At 63.1% G+C, this 17352-nt stretch carries 17 protein-coding genes and 1 tRNA gene; 10 read left to right on the top strand and 8 right to left on the bottom strand.

The annotated features are described in order from the left end of the window. Nucleotides 1-48 precede the first annotated feature (48 nt). Together BM083_RS08580 and BM083_RS08575 are read right to left on the bottom strand one after the other, a co-directional pair. Nucleotides 49-645, bottom strand: coding sequence for an arsinothricin resistance N-acetyltransferase ArsN1 family B (locus BM083_RS08580; protein ID WP_089868558.1), 597 nt, complete (start codon nt 643-645; stop codon nt 49-51). Nucleotides 646-694: 49 nt separating this feature from the next. Further along, the gene (locus BM083_RS08575) at nt 695-1564 is read right to left on the bottom strand and encodes a deoxyribonuclease IV (protein WP_089868556.1); all 870 of its coding nucleotides are present in this window, start codon (nt 1562-1564) and stop codon (nt 695-697) included. 96 nt (nt 1565-1660) lie between these two features. Between BM083_RS08575 and BM083_RS08570 the strand changes: the two genes are divergently transcribed. Beyond that, nucleotides 1661-2194: a redoxin domain-containing protein gene (locus BM083_RS08570; protein WP_089868553.1), complete on the top strand. Its 534-nt coding sequence runs from the start codon at nt 1661-1663 to the stop codon at nt 2192-2194. A 10-nt stretch (nt 2195-2204) separates the two neighbouring features. Here BM083_RS08570 and BM083_RS08565 read toward each other — a convergent pair whose 3' ends face one another. After that, a complete protein-coding gene (locus BM083_RS08565) occupies nt 2205-3020 on the bottom strand; it encodes a lipoate--protein ligase family protein (protein WP_089868551.1) in 816 nt (271 codons plus the stop codon). 116 nt (nt 3021-3136) lie between these two features. Between BM083_RS08565 and BM083_RS08560 the strand changes: the two genes are divergently transcribed. From BM083_RS08560 to BM083_RS08525, 7 genes are all read left to right on the top strand, one after another. After that, nucleotides 3137-4219 (top strand): metal ABC transporter substrate-binding protein, encoded by a 1083-nt coding sequence (locus tag BM083_RS08560; protein WP_089868549.1) that lies wholly within the window; start codon nt 3137-3139, stop codon nt 4217-4219. Further along, the gene (locus BM083_RS08555; protein ID WP_089868547.1) at nt 4216-4998 is read left to right on the top strand and encodes a metal ABC transporter ATP-binding protein; all 783 of its coding nucleotides are present in this window, start codon (nt 4216-4218) and stop codon (nt 4996-4998) included. The genes BM083_RS08560 and BM083_RS08555 overlap by 4 nt, the downstream gene beginning before the upstream one ends. After that, entirely contained in the window at nt 4991-5926 is a 936-nt protein-coding gene (locus BM083_RS08550; RefSeq protein ID WP_009366616.1) for a metal ABC transporter permease, read from the top strand. Before BM083_RS08555 ends, BM083_RS08550 begins: the two co-directional genes overlap by 8 nt. A 178-nt stretch (nt 5927-6104) precedes the next feature. Then, a complete protein-coding gene (locus BM083_RS08545) occupies nt 6105-7769 on the top strand; it encodes a bacterio-opsin activator domain-containing protein (protein WP_089868545.1) in 1665 nt (554 codons plus the stop codon). 196 nt (nt 7770-7965) lie between these two features. Beyond that, nucleotides 7966-9372, top strand: a complete 1407-nt coding sequence (locus BM083_RS08540) for an endonuclease/exonuclease/phosphatase family protein (RefSeq protein WP_143085706.1) — start codon at nt 7966-7968, stop codon at nt 9370-9372. Between the two features lie 114 nt (nt 9373-9486). Continuing rightward, nucleotides 9487-10302, top strand: a complete 816-nt coding sequence (locus tag BM083_RS08535; protein WP_089868541.1) for a class I SAM-dependent methyltransferase — start codon at nt 9487-9489, stop codon at nt 10300-10302. Nucleotides 10303-11162: 860 nt separating this feature from the next. Beyond that, nucleotides 11163-12401 carry an orc1/cdc6 family replication initiation protein gene (locus BM083_RS08525; protein WP_009366623.1) on the top strand — a complete coding sequence of 413 codons (1239 nt, stop codon included), beginning with the start codon at nt 11163-11165 and terminating at the stop codon, nt 12399-12401. A gap of 30 nt (nt 12402-12431) precedes the next feature. Here the strand turns inward: BM083_RS08525 and BM083_RS08520 are convergent, their stop codons facing one another. Beyond that, nucleotides 12432-13082, bottom strand: a complete 651-nt coding sequence (locus tag BM083_RS08520) for a DUF7095 family protein (RefSeq protein WP_089868537.1) — start codon at nt 13080-13082, stop codon at nt 12432-12434. Between the two features lie 122 nt (nt 13083-13204). Here BM083_RS08520 and ncsA point away from each other — a divergent pair, with 122 nt between their 5' ends. Next, nucleotides 13205-14185, top strand: a complete 981-nt coding sequence (gene ncsA, locus BM083_RS08515) for a tRNA 2-thiolation protein NcsA (protein WP_089868535.1) — start codon at nt 13205-13207, stop codon at nt 14183-14185. A gap of 23 nt (nt 14186-14208) precedes the next feature. Here ncsA and BM083_RS08510 read toward each other — a convergent pair whose 3' ends face one another. From BM083_RS08510 to BM083_RS08495, 4 genes are all read right to left on the bottom strand, one after another. Then, nucleotides 14209-14814 carry a class I SAM-dependent methyltransferase gene (locus BM083_RS08510; RefSeq protein WP_089868533.1) on the bottom strand — a complete coding sequence of 202 codons (606 nt, stop codon included), beginning with the start codon at nt 14812-14814 and terminating at the stop codon, nt 14209-14211. Nucleotides 14815-14937: 123 nt separating this feature from the next. Then, on the bottom strand, nt 14938-16116 hold the full coding sequence (gene ftsZ, locus BM083_RS08505) for a cell division protein FtsZ (protein ID WP_009366626.1): 1179 nt from the start codon (nt 16114-16116) through the stop codon (nt 14938-14940). Between the two features lie 3 nt (nt 16117-16119). Further along, complete coding sequence (locus BM083_RS08500) at nt 16120-16308, bottom strand: ribbon-helix-helix domain-containing protein (RefSeq protein WP_009366627.1); 189 nt, start codon at nt 16306-16308, stop codon at nt 16120-16122. Nucleotides 16309-16518: 210 nt separating this feature from the next. Next, nucleotides 16519-17082 carry a double zinc ribbon domain-containing protein gene (locus BM083_RS08495; protein ID WP_089868532.1) on the bottom strand — a complete coding sequence of 188 codons (564 nt, stop codon included), beginning with the start codon at nt 17080-17082 and terminating at the stop codon, nt 16519-16521. 120 nt (nt 17083-17202) lie between these two features. Between BM083_RS08495 and BM083_RS08490 the strand changes: the two genes are divergently transcribed. Then, nucleotides 17203-17276, top strand: a tRNA-Tyr gene (locus BM083_RS08490). Nucleotides 17277-17352 lie beyond the last annotated feature (76 nt).

Genomic DNA, 17352 nt, shown 5'->3' with positions numbered 1-17352 from the left:
GAAGAGGACGACCCACCCAGTCGCTGGGTGAAGTATCGCCTCAGAGTCTCACAAGCGAATCGACGACTGACCGGCAGTCAGGCGCTCGTCCCACTCGTCGCGTTCTCGTGCCACCGCGAGCGACAGCGGTGGGTCCGGGTCGGCCGGATGCTCGCGCACGGCGAGTGACCACCACCCGACGTCGTGCCACTCGCCGTGTTTGTACCCCATCTTCTCGAACGTCGCGTCGTGGTCGAAGCCGAACGACTCGTGGAGTGCGACACTTCCCGGATTCGGCAGCGTCGCCACCGCGTAGACGGTGATGTACCCGTGGAGTTCGAGGAGTTCGAGGAGCGACTCGTACAGGCCGCGGGCGACGCCGTTTCGGTGAGCGGCCGAGTCGACGTAGACCGAACTCTCGACGGACCACTGGTAGGCCTCGCGCTTTCGCACCGGTCCCGCGTACGCGTAACCGACGACGTCGTCGTCAGCCTCACAGACCAACCACGGGTAGTCGGTGAGGGTGTCGTCGATGCGCTCACGAATCTCCGCCGTCGATGGCGGTTCGAGTTCGAAGGTAATCGCCGTCTCCTCGACGTACGGTGCGTAGATGCGCTGAATCGCCGCCGCGTCGTCTTCGGTTGCGAGTCTGAGTGTCGCAGTCACAGTCGAACGTCGATTCGGGGGACCAAGGGTGCTTCTGTCGGGAGAGAGGTTACTCCTCGCGGAGTTCGTGGACGCGCTGGATGTTCCACGCGAACCCTTTGCCGTCTTCTGTCGGGGTTTCGAGCGCCATCGGCACGTCTTCGAGGTCCGGATGGTTGACGAACGCGCGCATCCCTTCCTCACCGATGAGACCCTCGCCGATGAGTGCGTGTTCGTCTTTGTTCGTCCCACACTCGTGTTTGGAGTCGTTGAGGTGGATATATTCGAGGTGCTCTAAGCCGACGACGTCGTCGAGTTCGGCCACCGTCTCCTCGACGCCTTCCGCTGTCGAGAGGTCGTAGCCCGCCGCGAAAGCGTGGGCCGTGTCGAGACAGATGTCGAGGTCCTGTTCGGACGCTTCGAGGACGGTAGCGAGATGCTCGAAGTCGCCACCGAGTTTGGTCCCACTACCGGCGTCGCTCTCGATGAGAATCGTCACGCCGTCGGGAACGTCGAGTTCGTCGAGCGCACTCGCCGCATTCTCCAGACCGCCCTCGACACCGGCACCCGTGTGCGCGCCGAGGTGGACGTTGACGTACGGGATACCGAGTCTCGCCGCCGTGTCGACTTCCGTCTGCATGGAGGCGATGGACTTCTCACGCAGGCCGTCTTTCGGCGTACAGAGATTCACGAGATAGGAGGCGTGGATGACCCAGGGGCCGTCGAGTTTCTCTTCGGTCTCGCGTTTGAACAGTTCGGCGTCTTCGTCGCTGATCTCCGGGTCGCGCCAGACCTGCGGGGAGGTGGTGAAAATCTGCCCGCAGTCGCCGCCGAAGGCGACCTGCCGGTGGACGGCGTTTGCGATGCTGCCGTGCGGCGGCGTCTCGTCGTCACTAGAGACTTTCGAACTGGAGATGGATACGTGTGCTCCGACGTGCATGCGGGTGGGAAAGCGGCGGGTGTAAAAAGGGACTTCGGAGTCGGGGAGGACGTCGGTTACGCAAATACCTATTGGACGTGAAGACTGTTGAAATATATGGGTAGTTCTACGGGCCTGGCAGTCGGTGAGGTCGCACCGGACTTCACCGCACCGCTCGTCCGGGCAGATGGTGAGACAGAGCGTGTCGCGTTGTCCGCGTTGCTCGAAGACCGACCGGTGTTGTTGTCGTTCTACACGGCCGACTTCAGTCCGGACTGCGTTTCCGAGTGGTGTTCGTTCCGGGACTTCGATTGGTTCTCCACGAACGAGACGGTACAGGTCGTCGGCATCAGCAAATCCAGCGTCGGACTCCACCGACGGTTCATCAACCATCTGAACCTCGGCTTTCCGCTCTACGCCGACCCGGACCTCGACGTCGCGGAGGCGTTCGGCGTCGACTACCGCGCGTTCGGTCTCTCGCGGCGTGCCCGGCGCTCGTGTTTCCTCATCGACCGAGACCGGACGGTTCGGTACCGTTGGCTGAGCGAGCACTGGTTGGACCCGACGCGAGACACGCCGCCGGTCGGTGAGATTCACGACGCCATTCGACGGGAGTTCGGCGTCGAGGAGACGGACAGTTTCGGGTTCTGACGCGCTGGTGCTATCGCTCGTCCGGACGCCGTCGCACCCAGTCGTCGTCGGCGTACTTCTCCGCTGCTCGTTCTCTCGCCCGCTCTAGTTCGTCGTCGGTCCACGACCCGTCGTCGGCCGCCGCCCAGTCGGCGAGTGCGCGTTCGACGGCGGAGACTGCTTCGGAGCGACTCGTCTCGCTCTCCTCGTCGATGCCGGTGACGCGCTCACGGAACGTCTCGGGAGAGACGTCGTGTCCCGTGAACGTCGAGAGGTGACGTTCGGCGTCGACCGAGTACGTGAGTGACCCGTGTTGGATGACGGCGTTCTTCCGGCGATACTGGGCGTTACCGCTTATCTTCCGCCCGTCGGCGACGATGTCGTGGGCGGGGTGCAGTTCGCGCAGATAGCAGGCCGGATGGTAAATCTCGGGGAGTTCTTTCTCGGCGAAGTCGGCGGCGACGCCCATTCGCTCGAAGGCGTCGAGAACCGGCGTACAGAGCAGGTGATAGCAGTCCATGAGACTCGACGGCAGTTCGTCCTTCGGGGCGACGATAGAGTAGGAGATGTCGCCGTTCGTGTCGTGATAGATGCCGCCGCCGCCGGTCTGTCGGCGAGTGACTTCGATCCCTTCGCGCTCACAGAACGCCCAGTCGACGGTGTCGGGGTCCTGTCGGTAGCCGAGTGAGAGCGTACTCGGGTTCCAGCGGTAGACGCGGACCGTTCGTGGACCGCCGTCTGCGGCCGTCTCGGCAGCTATCTCGTCGAGTGCCATGTTCATGGCACCTGACCACGACTGCTCGCGGATGAGTCGCCAGGCCCTGTCTCGAACGTCGGTGTCAGCCATAGTTCCCCGTTGGGCGGTCCACGCAAAGCGGTTGTGGCGACGACGACTGATTTAACAACACGTGAACGACGAGTAGTAGAATTTAATAACGACCAAGATAGAGTTGTTAATCAGTGATGCAGTCACACACACGACGGGCGGTTCTCGCTGCCGGTATCGCTGCTGCAGCAACGGGTCTCTCGGGCTGTCTCGCGGAGACGTCACCGGCAGACCAGAACCAGACCGACGGGCGACTCGACGTTCAGTCGTCGTTCTTCGTCGCCGGTGACTTCACGCGGCGAGTTGCCGGTGACGCCGCGACGGTGACGGACCTGGTTCCGTTCGGCCAACACGGACACGGCTGGGAGCCGGGACCCGACGTCCAGCGCGCCGTCGTCGAGTCGGACGTCGTCGTCTACGTCGGCGAGGAGTTTCAGCCGTGGGCCGACGACATCGTCGCCAACCTCGAACAGGACGCTCCCGCCGTTTCGGCGATTCCGATTCGGCACGGTGTCGACCTGTTACCCGCACCGGGAACGAACGACGGAAGCGACGCACACGACGACCACGATGGTCACGAGACGGGAGGAAACGGGACGGACGAACACGGCGAGGAGCACCACGAGACGAACGACCACGAGTCCGAAGCCACCGAGGGAGACGAAGACGGCCACGACCACGGGGCGATGGACCCGCACTTCTGGCTCGACCCGACACGAGCGAAGCAGGCCGTCGAGAACGTCCGTGCGGGACTCACAGAGGTAGACGCCGAGAGTCGGGACGCCTACGAGACGAACGCGAAGTCGTTCGCTGCCGACCTCGATGCGCTCGACACCGAGTTCGAGGACCGACTCGCCGACCGGAGCCGCGACGTCGTCCTCGTCGCCGGACACAACGCGTTTCAGTATCTCGGCAATCGGTACGACTTCGAAGTCCACGCACTGACTGGCGTCGCACCCGACGCGACGCCGTCGCCGAAGGCGATTCGCGAGGCGCAACGCGTCGTCGAGGAACACGACCTCGACCACGTTCTCACCCCCGTCTTCGAGTCCGACCGGGCCGCACAACAGTTGGTCGCGGAGACGGACGCGACGACGGTACTGCCGCTCACACCCATCCCGACGGTCAAACCCGAGTGGGCCGAGCGAGGCTGGGGCTACCTCGACGTGATGCGCGAGGTGAACCTCGACTCGTTGTCGACGGCGTTGGGGGCGACGTGAGCGAGCGTGACAGTGGGCGAGCGGTCGCCACGTTCGAAGACGTCACGTTCGGGTACAGCGAGACACCGGCCGTCGAAGCCGTCTCGTTCGGTCTCGACGCGGGCGACTTCCTGGGACTGGTCGGGCCGAACGGGTCGGGAAAGAGCACACTCGTCCGACTCCTGCTCGGACTCGACCGACCTGATGCAGGGCGCGTTCGGTTGTTCGGCCAGCCTGCACACGAAGTCGACACGGGGACGCGTGTCGGTTACGTCGCCCAGGCCGCCGCGACGGCTGGCCGGAAGATGCCCGTGACCGTCCGCGAAGTCGTTCGGATGGGGCGGTATCCCCACGTCCCACACGGGCGGTTCCGCCGCGAAGACCGCACAGCGGTCGACGACGCGCTGGCGACAGTCGGTATCACCGACCTCGACACTCGACGACTCGGCGCTCTCTCCGGCGGCCAGCGACAGCGAGTGTTCATCGCGCGAGCACTGGCGACCGAAGCCGAGATGCTCGTCCTCGACGAACCGACCGTCGGCGTCGACGCCGCCTCTCGTGAGTCGTTCTTCGAGTTGCTCGCAACCCTCAACCGCGAGGGGATGACGGTCGTCCTCGTCGAACACGATATCGGCGTCGTGACGACGTACGCGACGCACGTCGCCTGCGTGAACCGACGGCTGTACTTCCACGGCGACGCCGACGGCTTCGCCGAGAGCGACGCACTCGCGCAGGCGTACGGTGCCAACCAGCGTATCGTCGAACACGACCACGACCACGACCACGAGCACCATGACTGACGCCGGCACCATCACGGCCGTCGTCGACTCGATTCTCGACGCGTTTACCGCGCTTCTCGGCTTCGTCGGTAGTGCGTTCTGCCGCCTGTTCGGAGCGGTCGGTGTCGACCTCGTCTGCTACCCGTTCATGCAGCGAGCGTTGCTCGCGGGCGTCTGTGTGGGCGTCGTCGCGCCGCTCGTGGGGTCGTTTCTCGTCCACCGCGAACTGGCACTCATCGGCGACACGCTGGCACACGCCGCGTTCGCTGGGGTCGCAGTCGGACTGTTCCTCGGGTCGGCCACCGCGTTACCCGTGTCGCCGACGCTGACCGCACTGGTCGTCGCCGTCCTCGCGTCCCTGCTGGTGCAACTCATCGCCGAGCGAACCGACACCTACGGTGACGTCTCGATGGCCATCGTCCTCTCCGGTGGGTTCGCACTGGGAACCGTGCTGGTGAGTCTGACCGACGGTGGCATCGCGGTGAGCATCAACCAGTATCTGTTCGGGAGTCTCTCGACCGTCCGTCGTGAGGACGCACTCGTCCTCTCGCTCTTGAGCCTCGCCGTCGTCGGCATCGTCTGGCGGTACTATCGGCAGTTCGTCGCCGTCACCTTCGACGAGACGGCCGCCCAGGTCGCGGGTATCGACGTGACACAGACGACGCGTCTGCTCGTCGTCCTCACCGCGTTCGTCGTCGTCGCCGCGATGCAGATTATGGGCGTCATCCTCGTCGCCGCGATGCTCGTCGTCCCCGTGGCGACCGCCGCACAGTTGAGTCGAAGCTTCCGGGAGTCGATGCTCGTCGCCGTCGTCGCAGCCGAGCTGGCCGTCGTCGTCGGCATCGGGCTCTCCTACAGCTACGGGTTGGCCGCCGGAGGCACTATCGTGCTCGTCGCCATCGGTGGGTACGGACTCGCGTTACTGGTACGTCGTGTCGGGCGTCGCTGACCGGGGGTCTCGGACCGGCGAGACGAACTTACGCCGATGTTCCGCTGTGAACAGATTTTTGTTGCTACAGACGCTGTGTAGTGTGAAGCGGTCAGACGCAGTCGAATGCCACCGAACGCCGTCGCACGGGTCAACTGTCGTCGAGCGAGTAGATATGAGTAAACCGGGTCACACGTAGATGGACGACGCAACAGAGGGACCAACCGAGACGTACGGTTCCGAGGGTCCCCCACGGACTGACGAGTTCGAGACGCATCCACTCGCGAAAGCGAGTCTCGACGCGCTGCCGACACAGGTCGCTATTCTGGACGGAGCGGGTGATATCGTATACACCAACCACGCGTGGCAACGGTTCGCCCGCGACAACGACTTTCCGGGTTCACCGCAGATGCTGGGGACGAACTACCTCTCGGTCTGCGACACAAGTACGGGAGCAGGTGCCACCGATGCGGGTCGAGGTATCCGTTCCGTCCTCGACGGCGAGCGCGACGAATTCTCACTGGAGTATCCGTGTCACGGTCCCGACGAACGGCGTTGGTTCGCCATGCGCGCCATCCGATTTCGCCACGACGGCCGGCGGTTCGCGCTCGTCTTACATCTCGACGTCACCGAGCGTAAACTGTCGGAACTCGACGCCGAACGTCAGAACACGCAGCTTCGGACGGTCGACAGTATCAACGTCCTCATCCGCGACATCATCCAGTCGTTGCTCGAGGTCGAGACACGCGCCGAACTCGAAGACATCGTCTGTGACCGACTCGCCGAGTCGGTGCACTACGAAGCCGCGTGGGTCGCGAGTACGAACGGGCAAGACGAGACAATCTCGGTTCGGACCAGCACCGGGATGGACGAGTCGTCGGTGACGAGTATCGACCAACTGACGGCCGACGAAGCGAAGCAAACGGGCGTTCGGTCGGCGCTGAACAGTGATCGACCGACCGTCGTCCACGCGACGGGCGACGCCGCGGGCGCGGTACAGTCCTTGGGACTCGACGACGGCTATCGGTCGTACGTCGCCGTTCCGCTCCAGTACCGTGACGCTCGCTACGGCGTACTCGTCGTCCACTCGAACACGGAGACGGCGTTCAGTGAGTGGGAACGTGCCGCCTTCGCGGTACTCGGTGAGACGCTGGGCCACGCGAGTAACGCTATCGAGAACCGACGACTCCTCTACGCCGACTTCGTCACCGAACTGGAGTTCGTCGTCGGTGACCCCGAATCGTTCCTCACGGTTCTCTCGGCCCGCGCGGACTGTGAGGTGGAGTTGACTGGGTTCGTCCCACTCGCGGACGACGCAGTCCTCCAGTACGCGACGGTCGACGGAACCGACGCGGCGACGGTCGAAGCCGTCGCCGAAACCGTCGACACCGTCGAGAACGTCAGCGTCATCTCGACGTACGACGACGGTCTTCGCTTGGAGTATGCGGTGTCGAACACCTCTCTCGTCTCGCTGCTCGCGGAGTACGGTGTGAACGTTCACACCGCCACCGCCGTCGACGGCGACGTCCGAGTTACCGCCGAGGCCGTCACGGGCGCAGACATTCGAGAGGTCATCGAAGCGGTCCGCTCGGAGTTCACGAACGCCGAACTGATTTCGAAACGTGAGGTCAAGCGAGAGACGCAGACACTGTCGGAGTACTGGGACGAACTGACAGAGCGACTGACCGACCGCCAGTTGTCGATGTTGCGGGCGGCGTACCACGCCGGGTTCTTCGAGTGGCCGCGTGAGAGTTCGGGTGAAGAGGTCGCCGCCTCCTTCGACCTCTCGGCGGCGACGTTCCACGAACATACACGAATCGGACTCGAAAAGATGCTCACGATGCTGTTCGACCGAGAACGCTGACACTGCGCTCGCGCTGGAAAGTTCATTACTGTTGGCGACGACTTGGTCAGTGACAGACGACAGCCTCGGCGGCCTCGACGCGTGCTGTTCGCGCGGTGAATCCGTCGCGGCGTGAACTCGGTAGGCCGCCGTGTCCCCGCGAGCGAATGCTCCGACGAGACGGTCTCGCCTCGCCGTTACCGTGAGAGTCCGACTCGTGAAGCAACAGACCTTCTCCCGACGCAGCGTCCTCCGTGGAATAGCCGGTGGTGTCGTGGCCGCACCGAGTCTCGGCCGCACGAACGGAAACTGGAACGAAGTCGGCGACAGAGACAAACGTACCGACACCGAGACGATGGCGAAACAGAGCGAATCGACGGCCGAACCACCGCTCGTGACGGTCATGACACGGAATCTCTACGTCGGTGTGGACCCCAGACGACTGCTCCTCCAGTCGGCCGAAGAGGAGATGGGAACGGTCGTCGCCGACTTACTCGCCGACATCGAACGGAGCCGATTCGACGCCAGAGCGGAAGCGATTGCCGACGATATCGCGGAGGCCCGTCCAGACCTCGTCGGGCTACAGGAGGTGACACTGCTCCGACTCCAACTGCCGGGCGACTACGTCAGTGACGCCGGACGGACGAACGCCAGCGAGTACTACCTCGACTTTCTCGGTCTCGTCCAGTCGGCACTCGCCGAACGGGGACTGACCTACGGAGTCGTCAGTTCGGTCACCAATACGGACGTCGAACTGCCGGCGGACCTCGATGCGGGACTGGCTGACGTCCGACTCACCGACCGAGACGTGGTTCTCGCTCGGCAAGGACTCGTCACACACAACCCACGCAGACACACGTACGACGCGACAGTCACCATCCCGTTCCCGGACGGTGTCGAGTTCCCACTCGTCCGCGGTTACTGCGGAATCGACGTCGAAGTCGACGACACCGAGTTCACCTTCGTCAACACACATCTCGACAGTACGTCGGCGTCGACGCAACTCGACCAGGCGCGAGAACTCGTCGTCGACCTGACCGCACTCGACCGGCCGGTCGTACTCGTCGGCGACTTCAACAGCCCCGCCGACGGCAGCGAAACGGTGACCTACGACCTCTTGACTCAGTTCTTCGTCGACGCGTACGCAGAAAGAGAGCCCGACAGCGCGGGCTACACCTGTTGTCAGCATCCGACCCTCAGAAGGACCCGCTCGATGCTCTCGAAGCGACTCGACTTGGTTCTGCTCCGCGACGTCGGCCCGGTGGTCGACGTCGACCGCGTCGGTCTCCACTCCGCCGACCGCGTGTCGACTACCGTCGACGGCGAGACGCGCCGACTCTGGGCGTCGGACCACGCTGGCGTCGTCGCGACGGTTCGAGTGGACCCATCCGGTACGGTTCCGAGACCGTCTGGCCGGGAGCGAACCCTCTCTTCGTCTCGGACCTCGACCGCCCGCTACTCCAACGAATCTGCAAACGAGACGGGAGCAAACGGAGTAAACAGAACAGAGAGCACAGGAGGCGAGACGACTGACGTCGCCGTACCGGGGTTCGGCTTCCTCGCGGCGGCGATTGCACTAGCCGCTATCGCCGTCGAAGCAGTCCGTCGCCGGAACGCTGAGTGATTAGACGACCGCCGAACGAGAGACCGAACAGCCGAGAGACCGAACGACCGAACAGCCGAGGGACCGACACAGAGAGTCGACTGGTTTTTCACCGCGACTCGTGAACCGAGGGGCGTGCGCAGGTTCTCAGCCGAGTATCTTCGACGGACGCGCGAGGGGATGTGGGCGGACTCCCGTGCGGCGCTCGCGAATCTCGACCTCGACTCGCGGAGTCGAATCCTGGACGTCGGATGCGGGACGGGCGAACTGTCGCGCGTGTTGGCCGACGAGAGCGACGCCGACGTGGTCTGTGTCGACGCCGACCGTGACCTCCTCCGGGTCGCTCGCGAGGAGACCGGTCTCCCTATCGTCGCCGGCGACGCGACCGGACTCCCCTTCGCCGACGATACCTTCGACCTCGTAATCTGCCAAGCTTTGCTCGTGAATCTCCCCGACCCGACGGCGGCAGTCGAGGAGTTCGCTCGCGTCTCGTCTGACCTCGTCGCCGCCGTCGAACCCGACAACGCCGACGTCAGCGTCGATTCGACCGTCTCAGAGGAGGTCACGCTGGAACGCCGGGTTCGCGAGGCGTATCTGGCCGGTGTCGAGACCGACGTCGCTCTCGGCGAGACGGTCGGAGAGACGTTCCGCGACTGTGGGTTGGCCGACGTACGGTCACGCCGGTACGACCACGAGAAAGTCGTCGACGCGCCGTACGACGAAGCAGACCTGCAAGACGCCGCGCGAAAGGCCAGTGGGGCCGGTCTCGCCGACCACGAGACAGAGCTTCGTCGGGCGCTCTCGACTGAGACGTACGACGAACTCCGCCGGGCGTGGCGAGCGATGGGCCGCGACGTCGTCGCACAGATACAGGAAGAGGAGTATCGGCGAGTCGAAGTCGTCCCCTTCGACGTGACCGTCGGTCGCGTGTCGTCGACGAGCGTCGAGTGACGCCCCGGGACTACAGGCGAAGCGTCGAACGAGCGAATCGTGGCGTATTCTCGACAACTTCGAGACGTGTCTGTGGTGGGGGAGACACACCCCACGTTTCGAGCGTAACTAGTCGAAAAGGCCCCTCAGTGTTTCTGAGCCGACTGAATGTGAGATGGGATAGGTTGGATGTGTTGTCTGACAGAGTGGCGAGAACGCCCGATAATGACATTTATTCGATATTTTTATATACCGTACCTCGGTAGGAACCCGTAGGCTCGATTCGTCTTTTTGGAGGTGGAACGGTGACGTTCCACCGTGTTCCACACGAACCAGTCGCTCGACTCGGCGTGAATAAGTGAGAGTACACGGGAGTGAGCGAGTGTACACTCCGGGTACAGAGCGCCCGACCGGACTGTCAGACAGTGTGTCGTCTGTCCTCGCGGTGTTGGCGGCGGCGACGACAGCGTGTCGGCATCGTCGTACGGTGCGGCGACGACTCGCGAAACCCACCGCTTCGACTCCACTCACCCCCACTCGCAGCGTCTTACGCTCGAAACGTGGGGTGTGTGTCTCGAGTCAACGACTAGCCACGCCGACAGTGTGTATCGCAGTTACGCTCGAACGACGGTATCATCCATCACAGCCCTCGGCCACTTTAGAGCGCCCAAAAGTGACGAAAGCAGGGTTTTACGGTTGAAACGAGGGGTCGGGTCGGCGAATCCTCTCGGTACTCGACGATACGTTCGAAACGCGGTGTTGGCCGGCAGGAGCGGTGAACCGTGTTAATCCGTCGCGTTGACCACTGTACGGACGTTACGCTCGAAACGCGGGGGTCGCAAATATACACGGTTAAACCGGGGCCGTCTGAAGCCCGTCGTATGCCAGACGACGGGGACGACACGAGCGGGGGAGCAGACCCCCTGTTCCGTGTCGAGAGTCCCATCTTCACCCGGAAAGAACTGCTCGAAATCGAGCACATCCCGAACGAGGAGCGCATCGTCGGCCGCGACGAACAGATAAAGAAGGTCGCCAACGCCCTCAACCCCGCTATTGCGGGCGGGTCACCCCGGAACATGATCGTCTACGGAAAGACCGGGACGGGCAAGTCGCTCGTCGCGAAGCACGTCACTCAGCGGGCCAAACGCGCCGCCGAGAACCACGGGACGACCGTCGGGACGGCGTACATCGACTGCGCACAGTCGAACACCGAGACACGCGCCATCTCGACGCTGGCGACGCAACTCAACGCCGTCGCCGAGACGGACGTGACGATTCCGCGGACGGGCATCGCGACGGACGACTACTACGGCCGGTTCTGGGAGATTCTCGACTCGCGGTTCGACGTCGCCATCATCATCCTCGACGAGATAGACAAACTCGGCAACGACGAGATTCTGATGCAGCTCTCGCGGGCGGGCGAGGCGGGGAAACTCGACTCCTGTAAGATCGGCATCATCGCCATCTCGAACAAGATCAGCTATCAGGACAAACTCGAACAGCGAGTCAAGAGCAGTCTCCAGGAACGCGAGTTCATCTTCCCGCCGTACGACGCCGAGCAGTTGCGCCTCATCATGGAGAACCGCGAAGACGCGTTCAAACCGGACGTGCTCACGACGGACGTCATCCCACTCTCGGCCGCCTTCGCGGCGAGCGAACACGGTGACGCGCGAAAGGCACTCGACATCCTCCGGCACGCTGGCGAGATTGCCGAGGAACGCGACGACGACCACGTACGAGAAGAGCACGTTCGCGACGCCCGAAGTCTCGCCGACGTCAACCGATTCCGTGACCTCCTGCAAGGACAGCCCACACAGGCGAAACTGACGGTACTCGCCGTCGCCGAACTCACCGCCGCACGCCGAGAGTCGAAGATAGAGTCCAACGACATCTACGACAAGTACTGTGAACTCACGACGACGCTCGACGTGAACCAACTCTCACAGCGCCGCGTGTACGACCTGCTTCGCGAACAGGCGTTCCTCGACATCCTCGGACAGGAGTTCGAGGGCCGGGGCCGTGCCCGCGGGAGCGTGATGAAGTTCCACCTGCTCGAAGAGCCCGAAACCGTCCGACAGGCGATTCAGCGGGACGCGGTGTTCGAGCAGATGCAGGGTTGATAGCGTCGAAGAAGCCGAAGAGGTGAAGCCTCAGACCACGTCGCCGCGGACGGTCGACCCGGTCTGTTTCGCTCTGTGGGCTTCCACCGCGCTGGCCGCCTCCGTCGCCGTCTCTTCGTCCAATCCGAGCATCTCCAGCGCACCAGAGAGTGTCGGGAAGGGGAGTTCGCCGCCGCGGAGTTTCTGCATCGTCTCGTCGGCGCGTGTGCCCTCGGCCCACAGACAGACGCCGCGCGGGTCGAGAATCTGTTCGTACGCCTCTCGGGCCATCGCCCCGCGGAGTCGCTGGGTGACGTTGTTGTCGAAACTCGTGTTGCAGACTTCGAGGTGGATAGGGTCGTCGCCGTCGACGAGGTGAGCGGCGAGACACTTCTCGGGGGCAGCGTGGCCGTTGTCGTTGGCACGAAGGTGCTCGGGATACTGTTCGGCCCACGCCGCGGAGACGCTCTTGCCGACGCCTCTCACCCCGTACTCCTCCTCGAAGTAGCGTTCTTGTTCCTCGCTCCCGTCGCCACGGAGCAGCATATCCTTGGTCAGATAGACGTCCAAGCGGTCGATAGGGTCGAGGCCGAGTGCGACGTCGCCGTAGACCCACACCTCGCGGACGGGGACGGGCATCGACTCGTTCTCGACGGCATCGAGAATCACGTCGACACGGTCGAGGGCGGCGGTTCGGTCCATCGTTGGCCCCTTGCCACTCGTCGCGCAAAACGGTTTCCTCACAGGCTTCCCGAGAGCCACGGTCGACTCCGCGAGTCTCCGAGACGAAACGGTCATGCCCGGCCGTCGGCAAAGACCCGGTAATGGAGTGCGACAAGTGCGACCGCGACGCGGTGATGCACGCGGGCTACTCCGGGGCACATCTCTGTGAGGACCACTTCTGTGCCTCGGTCGACAAACGTGTCCGCCGCCGCATCCGCGAGGACAGTATGCTTCCCGCCGACGCGACGCCCGAGGATCCCGAGACGTGGGTCATCGGACTCTCCGGCGGGAAAGACAGCGTCGTGCTCACCCACATCCTCGACGAGACGTTCGGGAGAGACCCCCGAATCGAGATGATTGCGCTGACGATTCACGAGGGTATCGAAGGCTATCGCGACAAGAGCGTCGACGCCTGCGTCGAGTTGGCCGAGAAGTTGGAGATGCGCCACGAACTCGTCACCTACGAAGACGAGTTGGGGGTCAAGATGGACGACGTCGCCGAGAAAGACCCGATGGACATGGCTCCCTGCGCCTACTGCGGGGTGTTCCGCCGTGACCTCTTGGAGAACTTCGCCGACGAGTTCGGTGCGGACAAACTCCTGACGGGCCACAACCTCGACGACGAGGCGGAGACGGCGTTGATGAACTTCCTCGAAGGCGACGTCAAACAGGTCGCCAAGCACTTCGACGCCAGCATCGGCGGCTTCGACGACCGGAACGAACAGGACGACTTCATCCCGCGGGCGAAACCCCTGCGTGACGTCCCCGAGAAGGAAGTCGCCCTCTACGCACATCTGAAAGACCTCCCCGCGCACATCACCGAGTGTCCGCACGCCAGCGAGGCGTTCCGTGGCGAGATTCAGCAGTTGATGCTCAAACTGGAGGAGAACCACCCCGGGACGCGTCACTCCATCATGGCCGGGTACGAAGAGTTGGCGCAACTGGCCGCCGAGCGATACCGCGGTGACAAGGACGGCGACGGCGAGGGCGTCGACCTGAACGAGTGCGAACGCTGTGGGTCGACGACAGCGCGGGACGTGTGTCGGAAGTGCCGACTCATCGAAGCTATCGAGGCCGTTTAGACCGGTCAAATCGAGACTCCCGTTTAGGTGCGTGCCAGTAGTTGAATCCACGTCTCGTCGTCGGCGCTGACCGACTCTACCTCGAATCCTGCTTCCGAGACCATCGTTCGAAGCTCGTCTGGACGGTAGAGCGTGAACCGACGGCCGTCGTCGTCGTACACGTCGCCGCCTTTCTCTCCGTCGCCCCCTTTGACCGAGAGGAGGAGTGCCCCACCCGGACGAAGGACGCGGCAGAACTCGCGTAGCGTGTCTCGGGCATCTGTACGCGGGACGTGGAGGAACGACGCACAGACCCACAGCCCGTGGAACGTGTTGCGCTGGAGGCCGAGCGTTCGCATGTCCATTCGAGCGACCCTCGCCTCGGGTGCGTTCTCACGAGCGAGTCGGAGGAACGCCGGTGTGAGGTCGACGGCGACGACGTCGTGACCGGCCGCGCCGAAGGTAGCCGACTCCCACCCCGGCCCACAGCCGATGTCGGCGACGTAGGTCGACTCGTCGTCTGTGTCAGTGGCGTTGATGGCGTCGAGAAACGCGTCGACGAGGTGTCCGACGCCCGAGCGGTTTCCGTTACGTTCGGCGTACTCCTCGGCGACGGATTGATACGTCCGGATGGTGTCCGAGTCGGTCATTAGTCAACGTGACGACTGGTAGGACGTAAGACCTCGCCCGACGACGAGTGCTGTCGCTCAGTGAGTGAGCGCCAAAAACGAAGAGAAAGTGGGTGTCGTAGTTCGAGAGGTGGGCTGCGATCGTCAGCGGATGACGTCGAGACCGTTGTTCTTCTCGACTTCGTCCTGTCCGCCGTCAGACTGCCAGGCCTCACCCGAACGCTGGTTCGAGTTCGAGTTGAACTCCGAAGCCTGCTGGCCGTTGATACTCGCACGCGATTTGTCGGCCTGTTTCTGCGTCGTCGGGCCGAGCACCTGCGCGCTCTGAACGCCGGTCATGATGGCCATGACGCGAACCTTGCCTTTGTACTCCTCGTGGATGCGTGCGCCCCAGATGACGTTGGCGCTCGCTTCGAGGCGTTCGGTGATGTTGTCCGCGATTCCCTCGGCCTCCTTGAGCGTGAGGTCGGGACCGCCCGTGATGTGGACGAGACCACCGGAAGCGCCCCGGTAGTCGACGTCCAGCAGTGGGTGGTTCATCGCGTCGTTGACCACTTCTTGGGTCTTGTTCTTGTCTTGGGTCTCGCCGACGAGCATCACCGCGACGCCGCCCTGGTTCATAATCGTGGACATGTCTGCGTAGTCCAGATTGATGAGCGAGGGCTGGGTGATGGTCTCCGAGATACCTTTGACCGTCTCGGCGATGATCTGGTCCATGACCGAGAACGCCTTACCGATGGGCAGGTTGGGGACGTAGTCGAGCAGGCGGTTGTTGTCGAGGACGATGATGGAGTCCGCTTCGTTGCGGAGCTTCTCCAGTCCTTCTTCGGCCTTGACCGTCCGCGCACGCTCGACGTTGAACGGCGTCGAGACCATCCCGACGACGATTGCGCCCTGTTCTTTGGCGATCTTGGCGACGACGGGCGCTGCACCCGTCCCGGTTCCGCCACCCATGCCGGCGGTGACGAACACGAGGTCGGCGTTGCCGAGAACCTCTTTGATGGTTCCCTGCGCCATCTCGGTCGCTCGCTCGCCCATCGAGGGGTCGCCACCAGCACCGAGCCCCTGCGTCAGGGACTTGCCGACGAGAATTTTCGTGTCGGCCTCGATCATCTTGAGGTGCTGTTTGTCGGTGTTGATGGCGACCGTATCTGCGCCTTCGACACCGATGTTGTACAGGCGGTTGATGGTGTTGTTCCCAGCACCACCACAGCCGACGATGACGATACGAGGTTCACCGAACTCGTCGTCGTCGTCGGCGGACGCCATCTTGGACTGCTCTGCTTCTGCGTTTTCTAGCGCGTCCTGGACGATATCTTGCATCAGTTACACCCTCGCCCAGCTGCGCTTCGTGGTCTCTTTCTTGCCCGAATCACGGCTCTCTCCCTGTTCGTTGAGCATCTCACGAACCGCCGATCGGATCGCTTCGCTTCGATTCGGGAACTGCCCCGTTTCGACCATCTGTTCGACCTCTTCTATCTGCTGCTTCGGAATTCGTAGTGTCACACGCTCCATGCTTATATTCCCCCGGTAAGACGGTGGGCGCGCGGCCCGTGCGGACGTCATACACACCAAAATCGCATGACGCGGACGACGTCCACGCCGCGAGACCAGTAGTGTAAGACAACCGTCTTACGCGAAAGTACCCACATTGGCATGGGTTATAAAAGTATCGGCGATCCGTAAGACACACCCGTTTCGGGCGTATACGCCACTTCAGTACGTCTACGACCGGTCGAGAACGTCGGCGGCGGGCGTCCGACGGCCACAAGTCGGACAGAACGCCCAGTCGGACCGAATCTCGTCACCACATTCACAGAACGACCGGCGTGCCGTCTTCTCTCCACAGTTCGGACAGTAGATATGGTCTCCGTCTATCGATTCACCACACTGCCCACAGGACGGTGTCTGTTCGTCTTCTGAGTCGGGTTCCGGACCGTCTGCCGGTGTCTTACGGACGCCGTCTCTCGATTCGGTAACGGTGTCTGTCGCGACAGTGTCGGATGCGACGCCGTCGACGGTCACGGTAACACTCAAATTGTTCGTCCGACGAGAGCGGCGAGCGAGTGCCTCGTCCAGTCGCTCCGCGATGAGATCGTCGACCCGGGCGGCGAGTGCGTCGTCGACGGACTGCACGTCGGGCGACCGGTCACGTTGTTCACGTTCCACGTCGTCGAGGCCGTCGAGATAGGCTCGAAGCGCCTCGCGCATGACCTCGCTCTTCGAAGTGTCGAGCCTTTCGAGTCGCTCGACGAGGTCGTCGTCCGCGCGGAACGTGATCTTGCTCATCTGTTCGTCATGCCATTCGTGTGGGACTATTTCAATCTTACTTCATGTCGGTCGCTCACGTGGGTCACGACTACGACAAACAGTAATCGTTAACATACCGTGTCGACAAGAAAGCAGTGACCGCTCTTAGCTCAGCCTGGCAGAGCAGCCGACTGTAGATCGGCTTGCCCCCCGTTCAAATCGGGGAGAGCGGACTCATTTCTCTCGACGCTACACGAGCGAGCGTAGCGAGTGAGTCGTGTCGGGTTCTGAGTCTCCTGAGCCCCGATT

It is taken from the genome of Halogranum rubrum, from assembly GCF_900114455.1.
In the GTDB taxonomy this organism is placed as follows: Archaea; Halobacteriota; Halobacteria; order Halobacteriales; family Haloferacaceae; genus Halogranum; species Halogranum rubrum.
Note: the sequence above shows the minus strand (reverse complement) of the source record. Positions and strands in the feature narration are given on the sequence as shown.

Excerpts from the sequence above, each read along its gene's own strand:
- BM083_RS08575 (WP_089868556.1), bottom strand. The coding sequence starts at position 1,564 with ATGCACGTCGGAGCACACGTATCCATCTCCAGTTCGAAAGTCTCTAGT.
- BM083_RS08570 (WP_089868553.1), top strand. The coding sequence starts at position 1,661 with ATGGGTAGTTCTACGGGCCTGGCAGTCGGTGAGGTCGCACCGGACTTC.
- BM083_RS08565 (WP_089868551.1), bottom strand. The coding sequence starts at position 3,020 with ATGGCTGACACCGACGTTCGAGACAGGGCCTGGCGACTCATCCGCGAG.
- BM083_RS08560 (WP_089868549.1), top strand. The coding sequence starts at position 3,137 with ATGCAGTCACACACACGACGGGCGGTTCTCGCTGCCGGTATCGCTGCT.
- BM083_RS08550 (WP_009366616.1), top strand. The coding sequence starts at position 4,991 with ATGACTGACGCCGGCACCATCACGGCCGTCGTCGACTCGATTCTCGAC.
- BM083_RS08545 (WP_089868545.1), top strand. The coding sequence starts at position 6,105 with ATGGACGACGCAACAGAGGGACCAACCGAGACGTACGGTTCCGAGGGT.
- BM083_RS08525 (WP_009366623.1), top strand. The coding sequence starts at position 11,163 with ATGCCAGACGACGGGGACGACACGAGCGGGGGAGCAGACCCCCTGTTC.
- BM083_RS08520 (WP_089868537.1), bottom strand. The coding sequence starts at position 13,082 with ATGGACCGAACCGCCGCCCTCGACCGTGTCGACGTGATTCTCGATGCC.
- ncsA (WP_089868535.1), top strand. The coding sequence starts at position 13,205 with ATGGAGTGCGACAAGTGCGACCGCGACGCGGTGATGCACGCGGGCTAC.
- BM083_RS08510 (WP_089868533.1), bottom strand. The coding sequence starts at position 14,814 with ATGACCGACTCGGACACCATCCGGACGTATCAATCCGTCGCCGAGGAG.
- ftsZ (WP_009366626.1), bottom strand. The coding sequence starts at position 16,116 with ATGCAAGATATCGTCCAGGACGCGCTAGAAAACGCAGAAGCAGAGCAG.
- BM083_RS08500 (WP_009366627.1), bottom strand. The coding sequence starts at position 16,308 with ATGGAGCGTGTGACACTACGAATTCCGAAGCAGCAGATAGAAGAGGTC.
- BM083_RS08495 (WP_089868532.1), bottom strand. The coding sequence starts at position 17,082 with ATGAGCAAGATCACGTTCCGCGCGGACGACGACCTCGTCGAGCGACTC.